The 15,155-nt window shown below is 67.2% G+C and carries 14 protein-coding genes and 2 pseudogenes; 9 read left to right on the top strand and 7 right to left on the bottom strand.

Features of this window, described 5'->3' with window-relative positions; genetic code table 11:
* Positions 1 to 265: pseudogene (locus AC2VOU_RS08655) on the top strand (hypothetical protein); the annotation flags it as partial.
* A gap of 139 nt (positions 266 to 404) precedes the next feature.
* Here the strand turns inward: AC2VOU_RS08655 and coaA are convergent.
* Both coaA and AC2VOU_RS08665 read right to left on the bottom strand, forming a co-directional pair.
* Positions 405 to 1,343 carry a type I pantothenate kinase gene (gene coaA / locus AC2VOU_RS08660; protein ID WP_486957007.1) on the bottom strand — a complete coding sequence of 313 codons (939 nt, stop codon included), beginning with the start codon at positions 1,341 to 1,343 and terminating at the stop codon, positions 405 to 407.
* A 30-nt stretch (positions 1,344 to 1,373) separates the two neighbouring features.
* Positions 1,374 to 2,294 carry a DMT family transporter gene (locus tag AC2VOU_RS08665; protein WP_486957008.1) on the bottom strand — a complete coding sequence of 307 codons (921 nt, stop codon included), beginning with the start codon at positions 2,292 to 2,294 and terminating at the stop codon, positions 1,374 to 1,376.
* A 103-nt stretch (positions 2,295 to 2,397) separates the two neighbouring features.
* Here AC2VOU_RS08665 and AC2VOU_RS08670 point away from each other — a divergent pair, with 103 nt between their 5' ends.
* From AC2VOU_RS08670 to AC2VOU_RS08695, 6 genes are all read left to right on the top strand, one after another.
* Complete coding sequence (locus AC2VOU_RS08670; protein WP_486957009.1) at positions 2,398 to 3,618, top strand: DUF885 domain-containing protein; 1,221 nt, start codon at positions 2,398 to 2,400, stop codon at positions 3,616 to 3,618.
* 162 nt (positions 3,619 to 3,780) lie between these two features.
* Positions 3,781 to 5,064, top strand: a complete 1,284-nt coding sequence (gene glyA, locus AC2VOU_RS08675) for a serine hydroxymethyltransferase (RefSeq protein ID WP_486957018.1) — start codon at positions 3,781 to 3,783, stop codon at positions 5,062 to 5,064.
* 50 nt (positions 5,065 to 5,114) lie between these two features.
* On the top strand, positions 5,115 to 5,945 hold the full coding sequence (locus AC2VOU_RS08680) for an acyl-ACP desaturase (protein WP_486957010.1): 831 nt from the start codon (positions 5,115 to 5,117) through the stop codon (positions 5,943 to 5,945).
* A gap of 328 nt (positions 5,946 to 6,273) precedes the next feature.
* A complete protein-coding gene (gene phoH2 / locus AC2VOU_RS08685; RefSeq protein ID WP_486957019.1) occupies positions 6,274 to 7,569 on the top strand; it encodes an RNA 5'-3' helicase PhoH2 in 1,296 nt (431 codons plus the stop codon).
* A gap of 22 nt (positions 7,570 to 7,591) precedes the next feature.
* Complete coding sequence (locus tag AC2VOU_RS08690) at positions 7,592 to 8,476, top strand: polysaccharide deacetylase family protein (protein ID WP_486957011.1); 885 nt, start codon at positions 7,592 to 7,594, stop codon at positions 8,474 to 8,476.
* A gap of 9 nt (positions 8,477 to 8,485) precedes the next feature.
* Positions 8,486 to 9,295 (top strand): alpha/beta fold hydrolase, encoded by an 810-nt coding sequence (locus AC2VOU_RS08695; RefSeq protein ID WP_486957012.1) that lies wholly within the window; start codon positions 8,486 to 8,488, stop codon positions 9,293 to 9,295.
* Positions 9,296 to 9,434: 139 nt separating this feature from the next.
* On the opposite strand, the gene AC2VOU_RS08700 is transcribed toward AC2VOU_RS08695, so the two are convergent.
* The 3 genes from AC2VOU_RS08700 to glpX are packed head-to-tail and all read right to left on the bottom strand — an operon-like array spanning position 9,435 to position 12,418.
* On the bottom strand, positions 9,435 to 9,899 hold the full coding sequence (locus AC2VOU_RS08700; RefSeq protein ID WP_486957013.1) for an ester cyclase: 465 nt from the start codon (positions 9,897 to 9,899) through the stop codon (positions 9,435 to 9,437).
* 2 nt (positions 9,900 to 9,901) lie between these two features.
* On the bottom strand, positions 9,902 to 11,302 hold the full coding sequence (locus AC2VOU_RS08705; protein WP_486957014.1) for a class II fumarate hydratase: 1,401 nt from the start codon (positions 11,300 to 11,302) through the stop codon (positions 9,902 to 9,904).
* Between the two features lie 30 nt (positions 11,303 to 11,332).
* Entirely contained in the window at positions 11,333 to 12,418 is a 1,086-nt protein-coding gene (gene glpX / locus AC2VOU_RS08710; protein ID WP_486957015.1) for a class II fructose-bisphosphatase, read from the bottom strand.
* Positions 12,419 to 12,473: 55 nt separating this feature from the next.
* On the opposite strand from glpX, the gene AC2VOU_RS08715 reads away from it, so the two are divergent.
* Together AC2VOU_RS08715 and AC2VOU_RS08720 are read left to right on the top strand one after the other, a co-directional pair.
* On the top strand, positions 12,474 to 13,127 hold the full coding sequence (locus AC2VOU_RS08715) for a DUF4245 domain-containing protein (RefSeq protein ID WP_486957016.1): 654 nt from the start codon (positions 12,474 to 12,476) through the stop codon (positions 13,125 to 13,127).
* The gene (locus AC2VOU_RS08720) at positions 13,124 to 13,921 is read left to right on the top strand and encodes a dienelactone hydrolase family protein (RefSeq protein ID WP_486957017.1); all 798 of its coding nucleotides are present in this window, start codon (positions 13,124 to 13,126) and stop codon (positions 13,919 to 13,921) included. Before AC2VOU_RS08715 ends, AC2VOU_RS08720 begins: the two co-directional genes overlap by 4 nt.
* Here the strand turns inward: AC2VOU_RS08720 and AC2VOU_RS08725 are convergent.
* Both AC2VOU_RS08725 and AC2VOU_RS08730 read right to left on the bottom strand, forming a co-directional pair.
* A complete protein-coding gene (locus AC2VOU_RS08725) occupies positions 13,902 to 14,735 on the bottom strand; it encodes an SDR family NAD(P)-dependent oxidoreductase (protein ID WP_486957020.1) in 834 nt (277 codons plus the stop codon). The genes AC2VOU_RS08720 and AC2VOU_RS08725 overlap by 20 nt on opposite strands.
* Positions 14,732 to 15,155: pseudogene (locus AC2VOU_RS08730) on the bottom strand (NAD-dependent epimerase/dehydratase family protein); the annotation flags it as partial. The gene AC2VOU_RS08725 and the pseudogene AC2VOU_RS08730, both read right to left, overlap by 4 nt.

The following is a 15,155-nucleotide window of genomic DNA, read 5'->3' on the forward strand; positions in this document are numbered from 1 at the left end:
TTCTGCCGCCGAATTCAGCGGCGGTGCGTTGCTCGCGCTCGCCGGCCTGGCGGTGTACGCCCTCGCGGCGGCACCCGATCTGCACCGGGTCGGCCGCGGCTTGATCGCCGGCAATCTCCTGTTGACGGTGGCGACGCTCGCCGTGCTGGCCGCGGGGGTCCTGCCGCTGACTGGCGCCGGTGTCGCCGCGATGTTTGCCACCAGCGGCTACTTCGCGCTGATGGGCTACCTGCAATACCTCGGAGTGCGCCGACTGTCGGCGTGACTCCCGTCCCGCCGGTGCGGGGCGCCGCCGTCAGAGGTTGCGGTGTGCGTTCCCGCATCGGCCAGCACCCGTCGAACGTCGCGTTGTTGGGAGGAAACCGCGATTTTCGCCCAACAACTCGACGTTCGCGCGAAGGGCCTTACAGCTTACGCAGTCGCAACCGGTTGATCGAATGGTCGGCGTCCTTGCGCAGCACCAGCGTGGCGCGCGGCCGGGTCGGCAGGATGTTCTCGATCAGGTTGGGCCGGTTGATCGAACGCCAGATGTCGCGGGCCGCGACCTCGGCCTGCTGGTCGGTCAGCCCCGCGTAGTGGTGGAAGTGCGACGCGGGGTTGGCGAACGACGTCGAGCGCATCGCCAGGAACCGCGCGATGGACCACTGCTCGATGTCCTCGATCCGCCCGTCCACGTAGAGCGAAAAGTCGAACAGGTCCGACACCATCAGCGTCGGCCCGGTCTGCAGGACGTTGAGGCCTTCCAGGATCAGGATGTCGGGATGGCGGACCACCTGCTTGGCGTCCGGCACCCGGTCGTAGTGCAGATGTGAGTACACCGGAGCGCACACGTAATCCGAGCCGGACTTCACCGACGTAACGAAGCGCATCAGCGCCCGGCGGTCGTAGCTCTCCGGAAAACCCTTGCGGTGCATCAAGTTCCGACGGGTCAACTCGGCGTTGGGGTGCAGGAACCCGTCGGTGGTGACCAGATCCACGCGCGGGTGGTGGTCCCAGCGGGCCAGCAGCGCCTGCAGCACACGGGCGGTCGTCGACTTGCCGACCGCCACGCTGCCGGCCACGCCGATGATGAACGGCACCGGCCGGTCGGGATTCTGCTGTGGCTCACCGAGGAACTCGGCGGTGGCGGCGAACAGTCGCTGGCGAGCCGCGACCTGCAGATGCAGGAGCCGCGCCAGCGGCAGGTAGACCTCCTCGACCTCGCGCAGGTTGACCTGCTCGCCGATACCGCGCAGGCCGACGATTTCTTCTTCGGTCAGGGGCTGCGGCGTCGACATACGGAGTGCGCGCCACTGACGTCGATCGAACTCCACATAGGGGCTCGGCTCGCTGGGCCGCGGCATGCAGTCAGTCTTGCAGCCTTTGGCGCGCCATCAGCGGCTGGGGCAATGAACCCGGTCGGTTGAGCGCATCCTGGCGCGCCGTATCTTGACCCGGTGGCGTGTGGCGACGGCGTCCATGCGCGCGAGTTCGACGGTGGCTGCCGTCATTACCGCCGCTGCACCTGCCAGGACGATCAACCCGGCCCGGCCCGTTCGAAGCGACTCGCCGAGGACGGCAACCCCCAGTGCGGCCGCCACCACGGGCTGGGATACCTGCAAAGTCGGCATCGACGCTGTCAGGGCGCCGGCGCGGAACGCCGACTGCTCCCATGCGAAGCCCCCGATCGCGACCAGCAGCCAGGCGTAGAGCTGCGGCGTCTGGGCCACCGCCCACCCGCCGTCACCGAGTCGGGAGACGACTTCTTTGGTCAGCACCGCAAAGACGCCCCAGAGCGAGCCCGAGACGAAGGCGTACATCACTGCAGCGACGGTGCCACCCCAGATTCGCGCGGCCACGATGCAGCCCACCAGCAGCGGCCCCAGCACCGCCGCCACCACAACCCACGCGTGCGCAGGCGCGCGCGAATGACCGACCTGTGGGTTGCCGACCGTGACGATCACGATCACCGCGGCCGTCAGGACGGCCGCCCAGATCCATTCCCGAGCCGTCACCGTGCGGTTGGACAGCCGCGCGCTGAAAGGCAATGCGAAGAGCAGCGAAAGGACCAGCAATGCCTGTACCAGCAGCACCGAGCCGTGGCCCAGCGCCGCCGCTTGCAACCCGATGCTCAGCAGGATCAGCGTGACACCCACCCGCCAGCGCCGATTGCCCAGCAGCGTCATCAGCAACCGACTGTTGCTGAGAGATCTGTCGGTAATTCGGTGCGCGGCGCGCTGTTGGAGGACGTCGCCGACCGCGACACACAGCGCGGCTCCCACAGCCAGCAATGCAGCCATGTTGCTTGTGGTCATAAATTATCTTCTCCGTCGATCGGTTATCGGTAAGCCGCCGGTGGCCGACAGCACGGCACCGCGAGTCGAGTACCCGTTCTGACGACGAGATAGCGTTAAAGGCGTGCGTTCCGTTACCGACGCTACCGCGCTGATCCGCGAGTACCTGCTCCTCGGTTTGCGCTTCGACCGGATCGAAGCGGGCTACGTCGACGCCTTCACCGGTGACCCGGCGCTGCGCCAGACGGTGGCCGCCGAGCCCGCACCCGACGCGGCCGACCTGGTCCGCCAGGCCCGTCGGCTCATCGAGGCCTTGCCGGACGTGCCACGGCGCAACGGATTTGATCAGCAGCGCGCCGACTACGTGGGTGCCCACCTGCGGGCGCTGGAATGCGCGGCCCGCAAGTTCGCCGGCGACGACATCGGGTTCGTCGACGAGGTGCACGCGTACTTCGACGTGCACATCGCCAAGGGCGATACCGAAACCTATCGCCAGGCGCACGCCCGCCTCGACGAGGCGCTCGGCGGCAGCGGTCCGCTGGCCGACCGGATGGAAGCGCATCGGGTCGGCGAGGAGATCCCGCCCGAGCGGTTGGCGACCTGCATCGAGGCATTCTCCAGCGCGCTGCGCGATCGGGTTCGCGCCCGGTACCCGCTGCCGGACCCCGAGACCGTCCAGTACCAGGTGGTGACCGACAAACCGTGGTCGGGCTTCAACTACTACCTGGGCGACTACCGCTCGACGGTGGCGGTCAACGCCGATCTCAAACAGCTGATGTCCAACCTGCCCCGGCTGGTGGCCCACGAGTCCTACCCCGGACACCACACCGAGCACTGCCGCAAAGAGGCCGGCCTGGTCAACCGGAAAGGCCAAGCCGAGCAAACCATCTTCCTGGTCAACACCCCGCAGTGTCTGATGGCCGAGGGGCTGGCCGACCTGGCCCTGTATGCCGCGATCGGCTCGGGCTGGGGGAGTTGGGCAGGCGAGATTTACGCCGATCTGGGTCTGCGATTCGACGGCGAGCGCGCCGAAGCGGTGGCCGAGGCGTCCGCGGCGCTGGCCGGCGTGCGTCAGGATGCGGCGCTGATGCTGCACGACGAACACCGCGACGCCGACGAGGTGGCGGAGTTTCTCCGGCGCTGGCTGCTGGTCAACGACGCCCGAGCCCGGCAGATGCTGCGGTTTCTGTCGTCGCCGTTGTGGCGCGCGTACACCAGCACCTACGTCGAGGGTTATCGGCTGCTGCGCGGCTGGCTCGATGATCGCCCCGCCGACGTCGGTCTCATCGAGCGGTTCGGTCGGTTGCTCGACGAGCCGTTCGTCCCGTCTGGGCTGCCCGCGTGAGGTTCGCCGAGCGTGCACTGAGTGCGAATCCGCCGCCGGATTTCCGGACTGGATGCACGCTCGGCGCTCGGTTGCTCGACGAGCCGTTCGTCCCGTCTGGGCTGCCCGTTTAGACTGGCGGGCGTGACTGCCGCACCCGACGCCCGCACCGCCTCATCCTTGATGTCCGCGCCCTTGGCCGACGTCGACCCCGACATCGCCGAGCTGCTGGGCAAGGAGCTGGGCCGCCAGCGCGACACGCTGGAGATGATCGCCTCGGAGAACTTCGTGCCGCGGGCGGTGCTGCAGGCCCAGGGCAGCGTGTTGACCAACAAATACGCCGAAGGGCTGCCGGGGCGCCGCTACTACGGCGGCTGCGAGTACGTCGACGTCGTGGAGAACATCGCCCGTGACCGGGCCAAGGCGCTGTTCGGCGCAGATTTCGCCAACGTCCAACCGCACTCGGGCGCGCAGGCCAACGCCGCGGTGCTGCACGCGCTGATGTCGCCGGGGGAGCGGCTGCTGGGCCTCGACCTGGCCAACGGCGGTCACCTCACCCACGGCATGAAGCTCAACTTCTCCGGCAAGCTCTACGAGAACGCCTTCTACGGCGTAGACGCCACCAGCCATCTGATCGACATGGACGCCGTGCGCGCGCAAGCGCTGGAATTCCGGCCGAAGGTGATCGTCGCGGGTTGGTCGGCGTACCCGCGCACGCTGGACTTCGCCGCGTTCTCCTCAATCGCCGACGAGGTCGGCGCCAAGCTGTGGGTGGACATGGCGCACTTCGCCGGGCTGGTCGCCGCGGGCCTGCACCCGTCGCCGGTGCCGCACGCCGACGTCGTCTCCACCACCGTGCACAAGACGCTGGGTGGTCCGCGGTCCGGGTTGATCATGGGCAAGCAGGAGTACGCGAAGTCGGTGAATTCCGCGGTGTTTCCCGGCCAGCAGGGCGGGCCGTTGATGCATGTGATCGCGGCCAAGGCGGTGGCGCTGAAGATCGCCGGCACGCCGGAGTTCGTCGAACGCCAGCAACGCACGCTGTCCGGCGCCCGGATCATTGCCGAGCGACTGCTGGCGGCCGACGTCGCCAAGGCCGGCGTCTCGGTGGTCAGCGGCGGCACTGATGTGCACCTGGTTCTGGTCGACCTGCGCAACTCGCCACTGGACGGCCAGGCCGCCGAAGACCTGCTGCATGACGTCGGCATCACCGTCAACCGCAACGCGGTGCCCAACGACCCGCGGCCGCCGATGGTGACGTCGGGTCTGCGGATCGGCACACCGGCGTTGGCCACCCGCGGCTTCGGTGACACCGAGTTCGGCGAGGTCGCCGACATCATCGCTACCGCGCTGGCTGCGGGGACGTCCGCCTCCGACGGGCGAGTGTCGTCGCTGCGCGACCGTGTCACCCGGCTGGCCAGGGAATTCCCGCTCTACGACGGACTCGAGGACTGGTCACTGGTCTGACCGAGAGTCAGATTTCACGATAACTGTGTACGCGGGTTATAGTTACTTTTATGGCTGTCAAACCTGTTCCTGACGCACTGATGCTCGAACTCGAGCCAGTGGTGGGCGAGAACATCGATCGCCACCTCGAAACCGAGCGGATCTGGTTCGCCCACGACTTCGTGCCGTTCGACCAGGGCGAGAACTTTGCCCCCCTCGGGGGACGGGACTGGGATCCCTCGCAGGTGAGCTTGCCGAAAACCATCACCGACGCGTGCGAGATCCTGCTGATCACCAAGGACAACTTGGCCGGCTACCACCGCGAGTTCGTCGAGCACTTCATCCTCGAGAACAACTGGGGCCAGTGGATCGGCCGGTGGACGGCCGAGGAGCACCTCCACGCGATCGCGCTGCGGGAGTACTTGGTGGTGACCCGCGAGGTCGACCCCACCGCCAACGAAAACGTGCGCTTTCAGCATGTGGCGGAGAAGGGCTATCGTGCCGACCACTATTCGAAGATCGAGACGCTGGTGTTCATGGCGCTCTTCGAGGGTGCGCACGCCGTGTACTGCAACAACCTGGCAGCGCAGATCGAGGAGCCGGTGCTGGCCGGACTCATCACCCACATCGCGCGCGACGAAGCGCGGCACGAAGAATTCTTCGCGAACCTGGTGGCGCATCTGCTCACCTACACCCGCGAGGAGACGATCGCGGCCATTGCTGCGCGCGCGGCAGAGATCGACGTCGTCGGCGCCGATATCGACGCCTACGCCGACAAGGTGCGAATTGTCGCCGAGGCAGGCATTTTCGGCCCCGATCAACTCAAGCGTGTCATCGCCGACCGCATCACCGCCTGGGGCGTGGCCGACGAGCCTGCGTTGCGCCAGTACGTCGCCGGCTAGCCACTTGCTCGTCTCGCCGGCGGGGCCTTCCGGCGCGCCTGCGCGGCGCGGATGCGCCAACGCGGGTACCGTCGCAGTCGATGGCTAGCGACATGCTCTGCTATCCGGGCGGCGCCTCTCGACTCGACTTCGAAAGGACCGCCGGCCCCGGTCCTTGCGCCGCGGCCCCCGCCGATTCGTCCGTGCGGGCCGCACGGGCATCCAGCCCGGTGATAACGTCTCGCGCGCATGGGTGGGGTGGGGCCCACCACCCGCATGCGGCTGAGATCCGGGCGATGAGCTTTCAGGAGCGCTCGTGACTGATTCTGCAGCGGTTTCCCAGGACGCCATCCGGACCTACGTGCTCGACACGTCGGTGTTGTTGTCCGATCCGTGGGCGTGCTCCCGCTTCGCCGAGCACGAAGTCGTGGTTCCGCTCGTGGTGATCAGCGAGCTGGAGGCCAAGCGCCATCATCACGAGCTGGGCTGGTTCGCCCGCCAAGCGTTGCGCTTGTTCGACGATCTCCGTATCCAGCACGGCCGCCTCGATCAACCCATTCCGGTTGGGACGCAGGGTGGAACGCTGCACGTCGAGCTCAATCACAGCGACCCGGCGGTGCTGCCCGCCGGCTTCCGCACCGACACCAACGACTCCCGCATCCTGTGCTGCGCGGCCAATCTTGCCGCCGAAGGCAAACGAGTCACGTTGGTCAGCAAGGACATTCCGCTGCGCGTCAAAGCGGGCGCAGTGGGTCTGGCCGCCGACGAGTACCACGCGCAGGACGTCGTGGTGTCCGGCTGGACCGGTATGACGGAGCTGGAAACCAGCGCCGACGACATCGACGCGTTGTTCGCCGACGGCGAGGTGGACTTAGAGGGTGCGCGAGACCTGCCGTGCCACACCGGCATTCGGCTACTGGCCGGAAGCTCGCATGCGCTCGGCCGGGTCAACGACCACAAGAAGGTCCAATTGGTCCGCGGCGACCGGGAAAGTTTCGGACTGCGCGGCCGCTCCGCCGAACAGCGGGTGGCGCTGGATCTGCTGCTCGACGAGTCGGTGGGCATCGTGTCGCTCGGCGGCAAGGCCGGCACCGGCAAGTCGGCGCTCGCGCTGTGCGCCGGCCTGGAGGCCGTTTTGGAACGGCGCACCCAGCGCAAGGTGGTCGTGTTCCGGCCGCTGTACGCGGTCGGCGGCCAGGAACTCGGCTACCTGCCCGGCAGCGAGAGCGACAAAATGGGGCCGTGGGCCCAGGCCGTCTTCGACACCCTCGAAGGACTGGCCAGCCCGGCGGTGCTCGAGGAAGTGCTCTCCCGCGGGATGCTCGAGGTGCTGCCGCTGACCCACATCCGGGGCCGCTCGCTGCACGACTCCTTCGTGATCGTCGACGAGGCGCAGTCGCTGGAACGCAACGTGCTGCTGACCGTGCTGTCACGGCTGGGGACGGGATCGCGGGTGGTGCTCACCCACGACGTAGCCCAGCGCGACAACCTGCGGGTCGGTCGCCACGACGGGGTCGCGGCGGTCGTCGAAAAGCTCAAAGGACACCCGCTATTCGCGCACATCACGCTGCATCGCAGCGAGCGGTCGCCGATCGCGGCGCTGGTGACCGAGATGCTCGAAGAAATCAGCGGCGCCCCGATCTAATCGGGGCCGGTAAACTTCGGGCGTGCCGAAGCGACCCGACAGCCAGAAATGGCGGTACCTGCGTACCGTCGGCGGCGTCGCGGCAGCCGCGGCGATCGTCGTGGGCGGAGTGCTCACCGGACACATCCGGTTCGCCCACGCCAACGACGCCGTCGACTGCGCACAGGTCAAGTGCGTGGCGCTGACGTTCGACGACGGGCCGACTCCGTTTACCGACCGGTTGCTGGGCATCCTGAAGGCCAACAACGCCAAGGCGACGTTCTTCGAGATCGGTAACAAGGTCGCGGCCAACCCGGCCGGCGCCAAGCGGGTCGTCGAGGCGGGAATGGAACTGGGCAACCATACCTGGGAACACCCCAACATGACGACGCTGCCCGCCGCCGACGTGCCCAGCCAGTTCTCCCGGGCCAACGACGCGATTGTCGCGGCCACCGGGGTGACGCCGACGCTGTGGCGTCCGCCGGGTGGGCTGACCGATCCGGCCGTCAACGAGCAGGCTGCCAAAGCCGGTCTGGCCGGAATCCTTTGGGACGTGATCCCTTTCGACTGGATTAATGATTCCGACACCGCGGCCACTCGGCAGGTGTTGATGACCCAGATCAAGCCGGGCTCGGTGGTGCTCCTGCACGACACGTACTCCAGCACGGTCGACCTCGTCGAGCAGTTCATCCCGGTGCTGAAGGCCAACAACTACCACTTGGTGACGGTCAGCCAACTGCTCGGGCCGCGGTCTCCGGGCAGTGTTTACGGGTCGCGGGAGAACGGACCGCCGGCCAACGCGCTGCACGACATTCCGGCCTCGCAAGTCCCGTCGCTGCCGAACACGCCGTCCCCGCCGCCGATGCCGAACTTCCCGATCACCGATGTGGCCGGCCAGAATTCGGGTGGACCGAACAACGGGACCTGAGGGAGCCTCGTGAACACACACCGATTGGAGCTGCCTTGCGGTGCGACCCTTGCCTTCACCGATACCGGCAAGGGGCGGGTTATTCTGTTGCTCCACGGGGTCTGCATGTCACGAATGTTCTTCGAGCGCAACGTCGCTGAACTGGCTAAACGGTATCGGGTGATCGCGCTGGATTTCCGCTCGCACGGTGATTCACCGATCGTCGAGGGTGGCCACTCCGTGTCGGAATACGCTCGCGACGTTCACGCCTTGCTTGAACACCTGGACGTGAACGACGTCACCGCGGTCGGGTGGTCGATGGGAAATTTCGTCCTGTGGGACTATCTCCGCCAATTCGGCCGAGATCGACTCGCCAGTATTGTCGTTGTCTCCCAAGGACCCTCGGATCTGACGCAGGACGACTGGCCTTTCGGTTTTGCCGACATACCGCAACTGCACGGGTTCATCGCAGAAATGCAAGACGATTTCCGTCAGTTCTTCCTGGGGTATGTACCCACGATGTTCAAGAACGAGCTCGCGCCCGAGCAGCTGACCAGATTCCTCGACTCGATCTGCAAGGTCGGGGCCAACTCCGGGACGCTGATCTTGATCGACCAGACGCTTCAGGACTACCGGTCGCAGATCCCTCAGTTCACCATTCCGCACCTGCTGGTCTGGGGGGCCGACGAGAAGACGATGCAGCTGGGCGCCAAGGACTGGCTGGTGGAGCAGTTGGCCGAGGCCGAATCAGTCGTCTTCGACGACAGCGGGCACTGCCCGATGTGGGAGGAACCCGAACGCTTCCACTACGTCCTCGACGACTGGATGGGCCGACATTAGTTTGGGTGGGCCGGCCGCGGGCGGACCGGCAGTGGAGGTGCCCACCTCACAGCGACAACGGTGCTCCGCTGTGCAGGTTGTCGCTCAGAGGCGGGCAAAAAGTGCACCCCGCCACCCGCGGTGGCTGATGAGGCTGGTGTTACTGGCCCGGCAGCTCACCCGACGCGGCCAACGCCAACAACTCGCCGCGGCCGATCTGCGTGACCAGGCTGGCACTGTCAAAGTAGATGCGCTCGCCTGCGATTCGTTCGCCGTCGAAGAAGAACACCGCGATAATCGGCACCCGGAACGCTCTGCCGGTGGGCGGCATACCGTAGAACTCGCCGAGATTGGTTCCGAGCAAGTCGAATTCGGTGATCACCGCGTCGTCGGTGACGTGGTACCGAACGTTGTCGTGACGCTGGTCGGGGAACGCGGTGCGGGTGGTCAGGTAATAGCTCATGACCTCGTCGTCGCCGTCGAAAACCTGCCCGGTGGCCATGATCTCGTAGCGTGGGTGACCGTTGAAGGTGGCCAGGGTGCGATCGAACTCCTTGGTCACCTCGGTGCTCATGTGTTCTTCGATGAGCGCGAGGCGGCGTTGGCGGAGTCCGTCGTCGAGCATGGCTACTCTTCGGTCACCTTGGCCATCGCGAGCACGTCGAGTCGGCGGTCGAGTTCGTCTTCGGAAAGCTTGTCGCCGATCAGCCCGCGGTCGATCACGGTCTGCCGAATTGTCTTGCGCTCCTTGAGCGCTTGCTTGGCCACCGCGGCCGCCTCCTCGTAGCCGATCGCGGAGTTCAGCGGTGTGACGATCGACGGCGACGACTCGGCCAACTCGCGCAGGTGCTCCTCGTTGGCCTTCAGTCCGCTGATGCACCGCTGCGCGAACAACGTCGAAACGTTGGTCAGCAGCTTGAACGACTCGAGGATGTTGCGCGCCATCATCGGGATGTAGACGTTGAGCTCGAACGCACCCGAAAGTCCGCCGACCGCGACCGCGGCGTCGTTGCCGATCACCTGCGCGGCAACCTGGGTGACCGCCTCGGGCAGAACGGGATTGACCTTGCCCGGCATGATCGAACTACCCGGCTGCAGATCCGGCAGCAGGATCTCGCCCAAGCCGGTCAGCGGGCCCGAGCCCATCCACCGCACGTCGTTGGCGATCTTGGTCAGCGACACCGCGATGGTGCGTAGTGCGCCGGACGCCTCGACCAGCCCGTCGCGAGCGGCCTGCGCCTCGAAAGAATTTGCGGCGGTGCGTAGTTCGGTCAGGCCGGTGTCTTTGACCAGCACCTGGACCACCTTGGGGCCGAATCCGTCGGGGGCGTTGAGGCCGGTGCCGACCGCGGTGCCGCCGATCGCCAGTTCACCCAGCCGCGGCAGGCACGCGCGCACTCTTTCGATGCCGGCCTCGATCTGGCGGGCATACCCGGAGAACTCCTGGCCCAGCGTCACCGGGACGGCGTCCATCAGGTGCGTGCGGCCCGACTTGACCACGGTGTGCCACTCGCGGGCCTTGTCGGCCAGCGCGTCGTGCAGCACCTGCAGCGCCGGAATGAGATGGCGCACAGCGGCTTCGGTGGCCGCGATGTGGGTGGCGGTCGGAAAGGTGTCGTTGGAAGACTGCGACATGTTGACGTCGTCGTTGGGGTGCACGGTCACGCCGTTGGCAGCGGCGATGCTGGCGATCACCTCGTTGGTGTTCATGTTGGAACTGGTGCCCGAACCGGTCTGGAAGACGTCGATCGGGAACTGGTCGTCGTGGCGGCCGTCGGCGATCTCGGCAGCCGCAGCGATGATCGCGTCGGCCTTGTCGGCCGCCAGCAGCCCGAGGTCCTTGTTGACCTGGGCGCAGGCGCCCTTCAGCAGGCCCAGGGCGCGGATCTGGGTGCGCTCCAGGCCGCGGCCGGAGATCGGGAAGTTCTCCACGGCGCGCTGAGTCTGAGCTCGCCACAACGCTTTTGCGGGTACTCGGACTTCGCCCATGGTGTCGTGTTCGATGCGGTATTCGGTGTCGTCTGCCATCAGGCAAATCCCTCGCTAGGTAGGTAGTGGTTACGGCAGGGGGTATGCGGCGCTGCTGTCGCCGGTGAAGTCGATCGCGGAGTATTCGTTGAGCTTGGTCAGCCGGTGAAAGCCCTCGACCATCCGCAACGTGCCAGATTTGGAGCGCATGACGATCGACTGGGTGGTGCAGCCGCCGGGTTCGTAGCGCACCCCCTTGAGCAGATCGCCGTCGGTGACACCGGTCGCACAGAAGAAGACGTTGTCCCCCGAGACCAGGTCGGCGGTGGTCAGAACGGCGTCGAGGTCGTAGCCCGCGTCGAGTGCCTTCTGGCGCTCCTGGTCGTCCTTGGGTGCCAGCTGAGCCTGGATCTCGCCGCCCATGCAGCGCAGCGCCGCGGCGGTGATGATGCCCTCGGGAGTACCGCCGATACCGGCCAGCATGTCGGTGCCCGAGCCCGGTCGGCAGGCGGCGATCGCGCCCGCCACGTCGCCGTCGGTGATCAGCCGGATGCGCGCGCCGGTGTCGCGGACATCCTGGATCAGCTTGGCGTGCCGCGGCCGGTCCAGGATGACGACGGTCATGTCCGGCACCGACAGGCCCTTGACCTTGGCGACCGCGCGGACGTTAGCGCCGATCGGCGCGGTGATGTCCAGCACGTGGGCGGCGTCCGGGCCGACGGCGATCTTGTTCATGTAGAACACCGCCGACGGGTCGAACATCGAGCCGCGGTCAGCCACCGCGAGCACCGAGATGGCGTTGGGCATGCCCTTGCTCATCAGCGTGGTGCCATCGATCGGGTCGACAGCGAAGTCGCATTCCGGCCCGTCGCCGTTGCCCACGTGCTCGCCGTTGTAGAGCATCGGCGCTTCGTCTTTCTCGCCTTCGCCGATCACCACGACGCCGCGCATCGATACCGAGTTCACCAGCTGGCGAATGGCATCGACGGCCGCGCCGTCGCCACCTTCCTTGTCACCGCGGCCCACCCAGCGGCCGGCGGCCATGGCGCCTGCCTCGGTGACCCGGACGAGCTCGAGGGCGAGGTTACGGTCTGGGGCTTCACGACGAGAACCTGCGCTCACCGTTGGCGACGACGAGCCGGGGTCCGGTGAGGAGGCAGCGGCGCGATCAGTCATGGCTGCTGATTGTCCCAGAGGCAGGTTGCCGGCCGGTAGCTGGGATACTCGTGTTGTGACGTCTGAGCCCGAGCCCTCGGCCAAACCGGCTAAGCCCCGGCTGCTGCAGGACGGCCGGGACATGTTCTGGTCGATCGCGCCGCTGGTGGTGGCATGCATCGTGCTGGCCGGTGTGGTCGGCATGTGCTCGTTCGAACCGGGCGGAGTCAGTCGCGGGCCGGTGCCGGCCTACGACGCGGCGAGCGCCCTGAAAGCCGACGCGCTGACCCTCGGGTTGCCGATCCGGCTGCCGCAGCTTCCCGCCGGCTGGCAGGCCAATTCCGGTGGCCGTGGCGGCATCGCCGACGGCCGGACCGATCCAGCGACCGGCCAGAAGATGCGGGCCGTCACGTCGATCGTCGGCTTCATCAGCCCCGGGGGTGAGTACCTGAGCCTGACGCAGAGCAACGCCGACGAGGCGAAGCTGGTCGGCTCCATCCACACCTCGATGTATCCGACGGGCGCCGTCGACGTCAACGGCGTTCGGTGGATCACCTACTCCGGTGATGCCGGGGTTGAGCCGATCTGGACGACGCGACTCGACAGCCCGGCCGGGCCCGCCCAGGTGGCGATCACCGGTGCCGGGAGCGTCGACGAGTTCCGTGTGCTGGCGGCGGCCACCCAAACGCAGGCACCTCTGCCTGCCCATCGACGGGAGAAACACCCATGAGCGCACCGGCAGCCGATCTCACCGGCTGGACGATGTCGCCGTTCACCGGCGGTGGATACACCCATGATGTCTACCGCCGTGGCGAGGGCCCCGGCGTGGTGCTGATCCCTGAGATCCCGGGCATCCACCCCGGCGTGCTGGGACTGGCGAACCACCTGGTGGACAACGGCTTCACGGTGGCCATGCCGTCGCTGTTCGGCGAGCCTGGCCGGCGCAAAGACCCTGGCTACACCGCCTCGACCATCGCGCGGGCCTGTGTGGCAAGGGAATTCGCCGCTTTCGCGACCAACAAGCAACGTCCGGTGGCGGTGTATTTGCGGGCGCTGGCGCGAGAGTTGAACAAGGAGACGCCAGGCAAGGGCGTCGGCGTCATCGGGCACTGCTTCACCGGTGGCTTCGCGCTGGCCGCCGCGGTCGACGACAGTGTGCTCGCGCCGGTGCTCAGCCAGCCGTCGGTGCCTTTCCCGCTGACCGCCCGCCAGCGGCGCGACCCCGGGGTGAGCGATCTGGAGTTGAACGCGTTCAAAGACCGTGCCAACAGCGAAGGCTTGTGCGCCATCGGTTTGCGGTTCAGCGAGGATAGAGCGGTTCCGGCCGAGCGATTCCAGACCCTCAAAGACAAGCTCGGTGACGCGTTCGAGGTGATCGAGATCAACTCCAAGCCGGGCAACGAGCACGGCTTTTCGCGGATGGCGCACTCGGTGCTGACCGACGAGGTCCGCGAGGTCGACGGCCACCCGGCCTACGAGGCGCGCAAGCGCGTCGTCGAGTTCCTCAACGAGCGGCTACGTTAGCGGCCTGCCGTTTGCGCTGATCGGCGATAAACCGAACCGACAAGCGCTGCAACAGATTCGGCGCTATTCTGGCGAACACCCAGGAAGCGTAGGCCTGTCGTGGCTTGACCAGCAGCGCCTTGTTTCGGGTGATCGCTTTCAAGGTGTCGGCGGCCAACTTGTCGGCGCTGTAGGCGTTCTTCATGCCCTGCCCGCGCAAGTAGTAGTCGCGGCCGACGAAGCCGCCGATCGCGCCCTTGTCCAGGATCGGGGTCTCGACGGCGCCCGGACACACCGCCAGCACACCGATGCCGCGCGGGATGGCCTCCGAGCGCAACGCCAGCGACAGCCCGACAATCGCGTGCTTGGTCATCACGTAGCTGGTGATCTGGCCGGCCGCGGTGAGCCCGGCCATCGAGGCGGTATTGACGATGTGCCCGTGGCCTTGGCGCAGCATCACCGGGTAAGCCGCGCTCACACCGTGCACGACGCCGCGGATGTTGACGTCGATGATGGCGTTCCACTGATCCAGCGTCAGAAGTTCGGTGTCGCCGCCCCAAGCGATTCCGGCGTTGTTGAACATCAGGTCGAGTCGTCCGGTTCGGGCGACGACGGCGTCCACGGCGGCCTGGACCGCGACCGGGTCGGTGACGTCGAGGGGGTCTGATGTCGCGGTGCCCGGACCGGGCAGGCTCGCGGCGGTGCGGGCGGCCGCGGCGCCGTCGACGTCGGTGCAGACCACATCGGCGCCCGCAGCGACCAGCGCCCGGCACAGCGCCGCACCGATGCCCGAGCCTGCTCCGGTGACGATCGCCTGCTTTCCGGCGACATTCATTGCGCCGGCCACTTGGTCTCGATGACGCCCCAGGGGTCGGCGTAGCGCCCGGGGTAGCGGTAGTACGGCGAGCGACGTGTGAGCAGCGCGTGTGCCAGCGGCGCGATCGCCCGCGCCGGGTAGCGCCGCCAGCCCATCCGCGCGGCGGTCTCGGCCAGCAGCTGCGGCCACGAGATCCGCTGAAAGGCAAGGGCCGCCGCCGATCGCGTGGTGTCCATCCAGTCGGTGCCGAACCAATCGGCGTCGCGATCCGGATCGCCTTTCCGTCCGGCTGGTATTCCGCCGACCAGACCCATCGCCGCGGCGAGGGACCGGGCCAGGTCGCCCTGAACCAACCGGTGCGACTCGTCGCCGCCGATCAGCAGCGTCTCGCCCACGACCGGCGCGGTGGTTGCAGCGATGAACGCGCGCGCCACATCG

The organism is Mycobacterium sp. TH-M25, from assembly GCF_057473665.1.

What these genes read in the sequence shown, in the direction of transcription:
- coaA (WP_486957007.1), bottom strand. Translation starts at nt 1,343, where the DNA reads ATGCCGCGGCCCAGCGAGCCGAGCCCCTATGTGGAGTTCGATCGACGT.
- AC2VOU_RS08665 (WP_486957008.1), bottom strand. Translation starts at nt 2,294, where the DNA reads ATGACCACAAGCAACATGGCTGCATTGCTGGCTGTGGGAGCCGCGCTG.
- glyA (WP_486957018.1), top strand. Translation starts at nt 3,781, where the DNA reads ATGTCCGCGCCCTTGGCCGACGTCGACCCCGACATCGCCGAGCTGCTG.
- AC2VOU_RS08680 (WP_486957010.1), top strand. Translation starts at nt 5,115, where the DNA reads ATGGCTGTCAAACCTGTTCCTGACGCACTGATGCTCGAACTCGAGCCA.
- AC2VOU_RS08700 (WP_486957013.1), bottom strand. Translation starts at nt 9,899, where the DNA reads ATGCTCGACGACGGACTCCGCCAACGCCGCCTCGCGCTCATCGAAGAA.
- AC2VOU_RS08705 (WP_486957014.1), bottom strand. Translation starts at nt 11,302, where the DNA reads ATGGCAGACGACACCGAATACCGCATCGAACACGACACCATGGGCGAA.
- glpX (WP_486957015.1), bottom strand. Translation starts at nt 12,418, where the DNA reads ATGACTGATCGCGCCGCTGCCTCCTCACCGGACCCCGGCTCGTCGTCG.
- AC2VOU_RS08720 (WP_486957017.1), top strand. Translation starts at nt 13,124, where the DNA reads ATGAGCGCACCGGCAGCCGATCTCACCGGCTGGACGATGTCGCCGTTC.
- AC2VOU_RS08725 (WP_486957020.1), bottom strand. Translation starts at nt 14,735, where the DNA reads ATGAATGTCGCCGGAAAGCAGGCGATCGTCACCGGAGCAGGCTCGGGC.